This window comes from Microbispora sp. GKU 823, from assembly GCF_002027145.1.
Taxonomy (GTDB): Bacteria; Actinomycetota; Actinomycetes; order Streptosporangiales; family Streptosporangiaceae; genus Microbispora; species Microbispora siamensis.
The window spans coordinates 117265-126881 of record NZ_MWJN01000010.1 but is presented as its reverse complement, the minus strand read 5'-3'; the positions used below and the strand labels follow the sequence as shown (position 1 = coordinate 126881).

The window sequence follows — 9617 nt, the reverse complement described above, 5'->3', positions numbered from 1 at the left end:
ACGGTGCCATCCCCTCGCAGGTCGCCTGCGCGTATCCCTTGTCCTCGTTGTTGCGGAACTTCGAGATCGACATGAAGGAGCGCGTCCCGCAACCCGGCGGCCGTCCCGATCCGCTGGGCCGGATCGGTCGCCATGCCGTGGCGCAGGACGGCGGTGAGCGCGGCGGGCACGCCGGGGATGTCGGGAATCGGCAGCCGGTGCAGCGCCATGATGGCCGCGATGTTCACCACGCCGCTGTCCGGGAAGCGCGGCGGCCTGCCCTGGAGCAGGGCGTACAACGTGGCCGAGAGCGCGTACACGTCCCCGGCGGCCGTGGGTTCGGTGAGGTCGAACGCCTCCGGCGGGGCGTAGGCGGGCGTGAGCGACTCGCGCGTGACCGACACCTCGCCCCGCGCCGCGCCGCCCTGCCCCGCATCGTGGCCAGCCCGAAGTCCGACAGGGCCACCATGCCGTACGAGTTGACCAGGATGTTGGCGGGCTTGACGTCGCGGTGGAGGACGCCCACGGCGTGGGCGGCGGCCAGCGCGTCGGCGATCTTGATGCCGATGTCGCGCACCTCGCGGGGGCCGAGCGGGCCGGCGTCGCGCAGCCGGTCGGCCAGCGAGCCGTTCGGGCACAGCTCAAGCACCATGTACGGCCGGCCGTCGGGCAGCACGCCCGCGTCGTACACGTCGGCCACGTGGGGGTGTCCGGACAAGGCGCCGGCGGACGTCACCTCGCGCATGAACCTGCGCCGGTCGCGGTCGGAGACGAGCACGCGGTTGTCGACCTTGAGCGCGACCTCGCGGCCCACCGCGAGCTGCCTGGCCCGGTACACGACCCCGAAGCCTCCCTGGCCCAGGATGCCGAGCACCTCGTAACCCGGGACCAGCGGCCCGCCCGCCTCGCCCACCCCGCACCTCCAGAGGACCCGGCGGAACCGTTCACCGGACAATCCCGGACCGGAAAATTCCGGACCGGAAACCCGCGTCCGGCACATTACCGGAGTGATCGCCCATAGGGCCCGGTCTTGATCCAGGCGACGCGGAATCGGCACCTATGCTGTGCTCATGACGGGGCTCACGACGGGAGGCACCACCACGGGAGGCACGACGGGCGGCCGGAGCCCGGAGCGGCGCAGGGACCTGCTCGACGCGGCCGACCGGGTGATCCGCAGAGAGGGCCCGCAGGCGTCGATGGCCGCGATCGCGGCGGAGGCGGGGATCACCAAGCCGATCCTCTACCGCCACTTCGGGGACAAGAGCGGCCTTTACCAGGCGCTCGCGGAACGCCACACGCGCGTCGTGATCGACCTGCTGCGCCCGGAGTTCGCCAGGGCTATGGCCGACCCCCGGGTCCGCGCCCGGGGCACCATCGAGGCGTACCTGGAGACCATCTCGGCCAACCCCAACCTCTACCGCTTCCTGTTCCATCGGGCCAGCGCCGAGGACAGCCGCACCCGCACGCAGATGGCCGCCATCGTCCGCAGCGTGGGCGAGGAACTGGGCGCGGTGCTCGCGGAGGAGGGCGTCGCCGACCCGGTGCGCGCCCGGGTGCTCGGCCACGCGTTCGTCGGCATGGTGCGGGCGATCGGCGACTGGTGGCTGGAGAACCCCGGGCTCGACCGGGACACGGTGGTGGACAGCCTCGTCGACGTGATCGCCGGGGCGCTCACGTCCTGACGCGGCCTCCTCCAGTCGCCCCAAATCAGGTCAGATAACGCCCAAATCTGTTTAAGGGCCCCATAGGGGCCTTCATTGCGCATGCCCGCGAAACATCGATGTCATCCGATCGGGGTAATTTAGTTGCGCTAACTAACTGTCCGTCCGTCGCGCGCTGCGCGGAAACAGGCCGTGCGCTGTACGGACCAAGAGGAGGGGAACCACTCCGTGGCCGTAGCGAACCAGTCCCTGGCGGGGGCGTCGCCGCAGTCGGCGCCGTCCTCGCGGTACAAATGGATCGCGCTGTCCAACACCACCCTCGGCGTCCTGATGGTGACGATCAACCAGTCCATCGTGCTGATCGCCCTTCCTGACGTCTTCCGCGGCATCCACCTGAACCCGCTCGACCCCGGCAACACGGGCTACCTGCTGTGGATGATGATGGGCTTCATGGTCGTCACGGCCGTGCTGGTGGTGATGTTCGGCCGCCTGGGCGACATGTTCGGCCGGGTCCGCATGTACAACCTCGGGTTCGCGGTCTTCAGCCTGTGCTCGATAATGCTGTCGCTGACCTGGATGGACGGCGACGCCGGGGCGATGTGGCTGATCGGCTGGCGGATCGTGCAGGGCATCGGCGGCGCGTTGCTGTTCGCCAACTCCACCGCGATCCTCACCGACGCCTTCCCCGTACGCCAGCGCGGCACCGCGCTCGGCATCAACTCGATCGCCGCCATCGCGGGCTCCTTCCTCGGCCTGGTCATTGGCGGGGTCCTCGCCCCGGTGAACTGGAAGGCGATCTTCCTGGTCTCCGTGCCGTTCGGCGTCTTCGGCACCATCTGGGCGTACGTCAAGCTCAAGGACAACGGCGTGCGGCGCCGGGCGCGGATGGACTGGTGGGGCAACGCCACCTTCGCCGTCGGCCTCATCGCGCTGCTGGTCGGCATCACCTACGGCATCCAGCCGTACGGGACCGGCGTGATGGGCTGGGGCAACCCCTGGGTGATCGCCGCGCTCGGCGGGGGCGTCCTGCTGCTCGCGCTGTTCGCCTGGATCGAGACCAGGGTGGACGAGCCGCTGTTCCGGCTCGCTCTCTTCCGCAACCGCGCCTTTCTCGCGGGCAACGTCGCCAGCCTGCTGACCGCCCTCGGGCGCGGCGGCCTGCAGTTCATGCTGATCATCTGGCTGCAGGGCATCTGGCTGCCGCTGCACGGCTACAGCTTCGAGGAGACGCCCCTGTGGGCGGGCATCTACATGATCCCGCTGACCGTGGGCTTCCTGCTGTCGGCGCCGGTCTCCGGCTGGCTGTCGGACCGGTTCGGGCCGCGGATGTTCACGGTCGGCGGCGCCTTGGTCACCGCGGCGAGCTTCTACGCCCTGATGGCCCTGCCGACGGACTTCGGCTACGGCGTCTTCGCGCTGCTCATCCTGATCAACGGCGTCGGCTCCGGCCTGTTCTCCTCGCCCAACCGTGCGGAGATCATGAACTCGGTCCCGGCGGAGTCCCGCGGCGTCGGCGCGGGCATGACCGCCACCTTCCAGAACTCCTCGATGGTCCTGTCCATCGGCGTGTTCTTCAGCCTGATGATCGCGGGTCTGGCGCAGTCGCTGCCGCACACGATGCACGACGAGCTGGTCGCCCAGGGCGTGCCCGCCGCGCAGGCCGAGGGCATCGCCCAGCTGCCGCCGATCGCCGTGCTGTTCGCGGCGTTCCTCGGATACAACCCGTTCCGGCAGCTCCTCGGCGGCATCCTGGACCGGCTGCCCGACGGTGGCGCCCACCTGACGAGCAAGGAGTTCTTCCCGCACCTCATCGCGGGCCCCTTCCACCAGGGGCTGGTCATCGCCTTCTGGTTCGCCGTGGCCGCGTGCCTGGTGGCCGCCCTGTCGTCGCTGCTGACCGACCGCGTCGGCCGCAGGCACCGCGCCGCCGCCCCACGAGTCGCTCGGCTCCGAGCTCGCCGCGGTCTCCGGCGAGGCCGGCCTGGCCGGCAACGAGCTGGTCGTCCCGGACGAGGAGTTCGACGCCCAGCGCGCCGCGCCGGACACGACGAAGCCCTGACGCTCCGCCGCGTCCCCCACCTCGTCCTCACGGGGGGCGGAGGCGCGGCGGGTCGTGCCGGTCCTCGGCCGGCCGCCATCCCGGCGTACCGGCAGCCGGGGTCACGCCGGAAGGGCGTCGAGGGGGTCGAGCACCACGACCGGGATGTGGCGCGGCGTCATGCCCTTGTACCCCTCGTAGACGGGGTGCCGCCGGCTCATCATCCGCCACAGGCGCTCGTACTCCTCGCCCGTGGCCTCGACGGCGCGCACCTTGAGCGCGGTGAGCCCGCCGGCGCCGCCCACCTCGATCTCGGCGACGGGGTCGTGCCGCAGGTTGAGCCACCAGGCGGGAGTGGCGTCGTCGCCGCCGTTCGATGCGATCACGACGAAGCGCCGGCCGTCCCTGCCGTACCCGACCGGCCGGGTCCGGGGCAGGCCGGTCCTGCGGCCCCGGGTCGTGAGGAGCAGGACGGGGATGCCGCGCATGGTGGCGGGCCTGCGCCCGCCGGTCCTGCGGTAGGTGCGCACGTGCCAGTCGCAGATGCACTTGATCGCCAGGTTGAACAGGCGGGAGCGTCGTGCCATGTCCGCTCAGCTTCCGAAGACGATCCGCTGGCGGCGCCGGTGGCCGGGGCGCAGCAGTATCAGCAGCAGGCTGAGGACCGGCCCGGCGAGCTTGCGGATGTGCGCCATCTCGTCCGGGCTCGCGTACCGGTCGACCCAGGCGAGCTCGAAACGCGGGTCGCCGCCCCTGAGCGACTTCTCCATCTCCTTCCATTCGGCTGCCGGCACGTACTTCTCGATGACCGGGAAGATCCTGCGCTCCTCCTCCTCGATGTGCTCGTCGATGAGCTCCGACAGCGTGCGCAGCGCGGCCGCCAGGTCGCCGACGCCCCGGCCGCTCGCGAAGGCCCGTGCCGTGGTGCGGACCCGGTCGAGCAGGGGGTCGAGTTCGGAGTGGTCGTCGGAGAGGTCGGCGAGGTCCACGGCGGCGCCCGCCGACCGCTCGATCACCGGCCAGACGACCTCGTCCTCCCTGGTGTGGTGGTGATGGATCGCCGCACAGACGTCCTCCGCGTAGCGGGCGACGGCGGCGGCGCGGGCGGAGTCTGCCCGTCCGCGTCCCGCGTCGAGGTCATCGGCGAGCGCGCGGAGCCGGTGCAGGTCGCCGCGCATGGCGCGGTGGATGATACGGATCCCGGTGAGGTCGGGCGTGTCCAACGAGAGCCTCCATGATGTCCGAATCGGTCTCGGAACCACGGTGGCCCCGCCCGCTAAACGCCTGTTTGGCGGCCACTTGGCGGCGCCGTCCTCACGATTTCAGCGTGTCGAGCGCCCGCGTCGCCTCCTCACGCCAGTGCGGCGAACCGAGCTGTCCGGCGACGGCCGCGGCCGTCGCGTAGTGCTCCGCCGCCGCGGCGGGATCGCCCAGGAACTCCGCCAGCCGCCCGAGCACGAGGCCGGTGGGGCCGAGCGTGATCGCGACGGTGTGCAGGCCGGCCATCTCACCCCGGAACGGAAGGAGAAGCCGGTAGCACTCCTCGGCCACCTCCCGGGCGCCGAGGGCCATCGCGGTGCCGGCGCGGAGCACCACGTTGATCGTGTGATAGACCCACGGGGTCGGCCAGCGGTCCGGCCAGGCGGACCTGGCCTCCTCAAGACGCCCGGCGGCGACCAGCGCGCCTACGTAGAACTCGTCGATCTCGTCGGGGATGGCCGCGCGGGCGGCGGCGAGTTCGGCCACCGACTCGTGCGCACGGCCACAGGCGAGGCGTACGACGAACCGGGCCAGGCTCCCGAAGACCACGTCGTTCTGGCCCCCCGCCTCTCCCATCCGGCCGGACAGCACCGTGTAGGCCGCCTCGGCCCGCTCGAACTCTCCCTCCACCAGGAGGCGAAGGGCGTCGAGGAACGCGATGATGGCCAGGACGAGGCCCAACTGGCCGCTGGTGGAGTATTCCACCGCCCGCGCGGCGTGCGTCTGGGCCGTGGCCCAGTCGTTGCGCCCCAGGGCGACCATGCTCAGCGCGTGGTGAGCGACGGTCTGGTAGCCGAGCAGCCCGTCCCGGGCGGAGATCTCCAGCAGCTCGTGCCCGATCGCCTCCAGCTCGTCGCGGTGGCCCGGCACGAACGTCGCCCAGTAGCGCGCGTTGAGCGCCAGGCACAGCAGGCGAGGGTCGCCGAGGCCGCGGGCGATCTCGACGGCCTCGGCGCTCGCGGTCGCCACGAGCTCTTCGTCGTGACCGCCCATCTCGTAGGCCAGGGCGGCGAGCAGCCGGCAGCGCGGTTCGCCGGACACGACCGGCAGACAGGAGCGGATGGCGTCCACGAGGTCGGGGTCGGCAGCGGGGTCGTTCTTCCAGATCATGGGCGCGTCGTTGGCGACCGCGGCGCGGGCGACGGCGAGGGGGTCGCCGAGCCGCCGAGCCATCGCCAGGGCACGCTTGCGCGTGGCCGCCGCCCGTACGAGGTCACCCGCGCTCGCCTGCGCGGAGACCAGGCGGCACAGCAGGTCCAGCCGGAGGTCGTCCGCGGGCTCGGTCGCGAGGTCCAGGGCCTCGAGTGCGCCCTCGAGCAGGGTCGCCGCCTCCCTGTGGGCGTACACGCCGGACGCCTGCTCGGCCGCCCTCCGCGCGTACTCCGCGGCCGCGCGCGCCGTGGCCGGCGTGGCGGCGGCCAGCGCGTGGTAGCCGAGCGCGCCGACGTCGCCCGGGTGCACCCGCTCCAGCGCGGTGAGGACCTTCGCGTGCAGCCGCGTACGGCGCAGCCGGGAGATGTCCTCGTAGAGGGTCTCGCGGACCAGGACGTGCGTGAACCGGACCCTGCCGGGGGCCGGCTCGGTGAGCAGCCCGGCGAGCACTCCCGCCTCCAGGCCGTCGAGGACGGTCTCCTCGTCGCCGTCCTGCACGGCGACCAGCACATCGATGTCGGCGTCCCGGCCCATGACGGCGGCGTTGCGCAGGGTCGTCTGCGCCGTCGCGGGCAGACGGGCGATCCGCCTGCGGATGAGGTCGCGGACCCCTGGCGGCAGCGAGTGCGCCGCCGACACGCCGTCGGTCGCCAGCAGCCGGGCGGTCTCGGCCACGAACAGCGGATTGCCTCCCGTGCGCTCGGCGACCGTCCGGACGGTGCCGGGGTCCACCTCCATGCCGGATCGTTCCACCAGCAGGCGCCGGACGTCGTCCTCCCCGAGCCCCCGCAGGGTCACGTTCTCGGCCGTCTGCACGGCCAGGGCGGCTCCGGTCGCCATCAGGTCGTCGCCGGCCTCGGACGGCCGGTGGGTCAGGACCACCAGGATCGCGGTGCCCGCCAGCCTGGCCCCCAGGTGGCGCAGCAACTCGAGGGTCGTGTCGTCGGCGCGATGCACGTCCTCCAGCACGAGCAGCAGCGGTCCCGGCACGCTCTCCAGGTAGTCGCCCACCGCCTGGGCGAGCCGGAACTGACCGGCACCGGGGGAGTCCTCCTTCAACAGGGGCGCGAGCCGCGCCTCCGTCGCGGGATCCGGGGGATGAGCGGAGAACAGTGTCCGCAGAACCTCGGTCCACGCCCACGCGGGAGGCACTCCGCCGAGGGTCTCGGGGCACCGGCCGACCGCGACCCGCCAGCCCTCGTCGCCGAGACGGCGCAGCAGGGCGTCGGCCAGCGTGCTCTTGCCCGCGCCGGGATCCCCGCCGACCCAGGCGACGCGGAACCCGCGCCCGGCCTGCTCCGCGGCGGAGACCAGGCGGGCGAGCTCCGCCGTACGGCCGATCATCCGGGGCGGCGGCGCGGCCGGTGACGGAGCGCGCGGTGACTGCGCGGCCGCTGCCTGTGCGGCGGGTGGCAGGGCCGGAGATGCGGGCGCGGTGACGGTCTTCGGCGCGTCGAGGGCCTCGCTGTGCGCGAGGATGCCGGCTTCGAGCGCCCGCAGGGCAGGTCCCGGGTCCATGCCCAGCTCTTCCGCAAGCCTGGCCCGAGTCCTGCGCAGCGCCGCCAGGGCGTCGGCCTGCCGTCCGGAGCGGTAGTAGGCGAGGGCAAGGAGCCGTACGGCGTCCTCACGCAGCGGGTGGTCGGCGACGTGCCGCTCCAGCTCCGGCACCACCTCGGCATGCCGGCCGAGCGCGAGCTTCGCCTCCGCGCGATACTCGGCCGCCAGGACCCGCAGCTCCTCCAGTCGCGCCGCCTCCGGCACCGCCCAGTCCTCGTCGCCGAACTCGGCGAAGGCGGCCCCCCTCCACAGCGCCAGGGCCTCGTCGACCACGCGCAGTGCCCCCGGCGGATCCCCCTCGGCGAGGAGGGCCGACACCGTGTTCACGAGCGTGGGGAGGCGCCACGCGTCGACGGACTCGGCGTCGAGGTGCAGCGCGTATCCGGGTGGAGCGGTCACCAGGACTTTCGCCGGGGTCCGCGGCGCGCGGCCGGGTTCGAGGAGACGGCGCAGGTTGGAGACGTAGACCTGCAGCGCGCCCAGCGCCTTCGGCGGGGGCTGGCCCTGCCACAGGTCGTCGATGAACCGGTCGGTCGACACCACGTGCCCGCCGGCGCAGACCAGGCGCGCCAGCACCGCCCGCTGCAGCGGCGGCCCCAGATCGACAGGACGCCCGCCCACTTCGGCCCGGAACTGGCCGAGAACCCATAAACGCACCATTTCGAGGAGAGCTTAGGGACCGTTCCCGTCCCCGGCATAGATCCGCATTCGCCGATCGACGCGCGGCCCGCTCCGGCTCAGGACCGGTGGCCCCCGCCACGCCTGCGGCCGCGTGCTCAGACGGTGACGACGAGCTTGGTCGCCGAGATGCCTCCCCGGAGCTGCCGCAGCGCGTCGGGGACGCGGGCGAGTCCGTGGCCGACGACGGTCGCGTCCGGTGCGGCCCGGTAGGCGCCGGTGGCGAGCGCGGTCGGGAGGAAGCCGGTGTAGATCGCGGGTCCGACCTCGTTGTCCTTGAGGGTGCCGCCCCAGATCCCGCTCACCCGCACCCCGGGTCGCCGTGCCCACGGGGGCCGTATGCGTACGAGCCACTCGGGCTGCGCCGACGCGACGCGCTTGCTGCCCGTGGTGCGGGACGCGATCGCGACCGCCGGTGCGAGAGACCCGGATCCGATGGCGAGCGTGCCGGCGAGCGGGCTGTCGCCGATCCGGTCCACGATCTCGTCGACCGCGGCGGGGCTGCGGCGGTCGACCGCCTCGGCCGCGCCCAGAGACCTGACGTAGTCGAAGTTGCGCGGAGAGGCGGTCGCCACCACGCGGTAGCCGGCGTTACGGGCGAGCTGGATCGCGTTGCTCCCGACGCTCGTCGAACCGCCCCACACGAGCACCGTCTCCGACCGCTCGACGGGGTCGGCGCCGGGCATCGCCAGCCCGAGGTGGTCCTGCTGGAACATGCCGGTCGCCGCGGTCGAAAGCGCCAGCGGCAGCACGGCGGCCCTCTCGAAGGACAGCGAGTCGGGAATCGGGGAGACCATGTGCTGCATGAGCACGACATAGTGCTGGAAGGCGCCCTCCGCCGCGCGGTTCTGCGACTTCTCGACGCCGAACGCGTGCCCGACAACGCGATCGCCCGGTCGCAGCCGCGTGACGCCTGTGCCGACCTCGACGACCTCGCCGGCGACATCCGAGCCCACCACGGCCGGGAAGGTCAGCCAGGGCATGACCACGCGATACAGGAAGCCCGGTATGCCGTCGATGAAGTTCACGGCGACCGCCCGCACTCGGACGACGACCTCGTTCGCCCCCGGGGGTGTGTAGGGGGCGGGTCCCACCTCGAAGCGCGCGCCTCGCTTCGGCAGCCACAGTGCGATGTTCTGCTCGCTCATCTCAAGGTCTCTTTCCTCTGGGGCGATCGCTGGGCCGCGTCGTCGGATCGCGCGAGCCGCACCCGCAGACTAGACAGTGTCTAGTATCTAGTCAATGTCTAGATTCAGTACGATGAGGTCGTGACCGCTCGGCCTTTCCACCAT

At 72.4% G+C, this 9617-nt stretch carries 7 protein-coding genes and 1 pseudogene; 2 read left to right on the top strand and 6 right to left on the bottom strand.

Features of this window, described 5'->3' with window-relative positions:
- Together B1L11_RS47970 and B1L11_RS08400 are read right to left on the bottom strand one after the other, a co-directional pair.
- On the bottom strand, positions 1-230 hold a 230-nt coding region (locus B1L11_RS47970), incomplete at its 3' end, for a hypothetical protein (RefSeq protein ID WP_218670968.1).
- Positions 224-892: a serine/threonine-protein kinase gene (locus tag B1L11_RS08400; protein WP_218670967.1), complete on the bottom strand. Its 669-nt coding sequence runs from the start codon at positions 890-892 to the stop codon at positions 224-226. The genes B1L11_RS47970 and B1L11_RS08400, both read right to left, overlap by 7 nt.
- A gap of 157 nt (positions 893-1049) precedes the next feature.
- Here B1L11_RS08400 and B1L11_RS08395 point away from each other — a divergent pair, with 157 nt between their 5' ends.
- On the top strand, positions 1050-1661 hold the full coding sequence (locus tag B1L11_RS08395) for a TetR family transcriptional regulator (RefSeq protein WP_079313960.1): 612 nt from the start codon (positions 1050-1052) through the stop codon (positions 1659-1661).
- A 171-nt stretch (positions 1662-1832) separates the two neighbouring features.
- Positions 1833-3188: pseudogene (locus tag B1L11_RS08390) on the top strand (MFS transporter); the annotation flags it as partial.
- Positions 3189-3800: 612 nt separating this feature from the next.
- Here the strand turns inward: B1L11_RS08390 and B1L11_RS54605 are convergent.
- The 4 genes from B1L11_RS54605 to B1L11_RS08370 all read right to left on the bottom strand — a co-directional run bounded on the left by B1L11_RS54605 (position 3801) and on the right by B1L11_RS08370 (position 9473).
- Positions 3801-4166 carry a nitroreductase/quinone reductase family protein gene (locus B1L11_RS54605; protein WP_372974655.1) on the bottom strand — a complete coding sequence of 122 codons (366 nt, stop codon included), beginning with the start codon at positions 4164-4166 and terminating at the stop codon, positions 3801-3803.
- A 105-nt stretch (positions 4167-4271) separates the two neighbouring features.
- Positions 4272-4856, bottom strand: coding sequence for a hemerythrin domain-containing protein (locus tag B1L11_RS08380; RefSeq protein ID WP_079313959.1), 585 nt, complete (start codon positions 4854-4856; stop codon positions 4272-4274).
- A gap of 136 nt (positions 4857-4992) precedes the next feature.
- Positions 4993-8307, bottom strand: coding sequence for a BTAD domain-containing putative transcriptional regulator (locus B1L11_RS08375; protein WP_079313945.1), 3315 nt, complete (start codon positions 8305-8307; stop codon positions 4993-4995).
- Between the two features lie 116 nt (positions 8308-8423).
- The gene (locus B1L11_RS08370) at positions 8424-9473 is read right to left on the bottom strand and encodes a zinc-binding alcohol dehydrogenase family protein (protein ID WP_079313944.1); all 1050 of its coding nucleotides are present in this window, start codon (positions 9471-9473) and stop codon (positions 8424-8426) included.
- Positions 9474-9617 lie beyond the last annotated feature (144 nt).

Coding starts and splice junctions, on each gene's coding strand:
- B1L11_RS08395 (WP_079313960.1), top strand. CDS start 1,050: ATGACGGGGCTCACGACGGGAGGCACCACCACGGGAGGCACGACGGGC.
- B1L11_RS08370 (WP_079313944.1), bottom strand. CDS start 9,473: ATGAGCGAGCAGAACATCGCACTGTGGCTGCCGAAGCGAGGCGCGCGC.
- B1L11_RS54605 (WP_372974655.1), bottom strand. CDS start 4,166: ATGCGCGGCATCCCCGTCCTGCTCCTCACGACCCGGGGCCGCAGGACC.
- B1L11_RS08380 (WP_079313959.1), bottom strand. CDS start 4,856: ATGCGCGGCGACCTGCACCGGCTCCGCGCGCTCGCCGATGACCTCGAC.
- B1L11_RS08375 (WP_079313945.1), bottom strand. CDS start 8,307: ATGGTGCGTTTATGGGTTCTCGGCCAGTTCCGGGCCGAAGTGGGCGGG.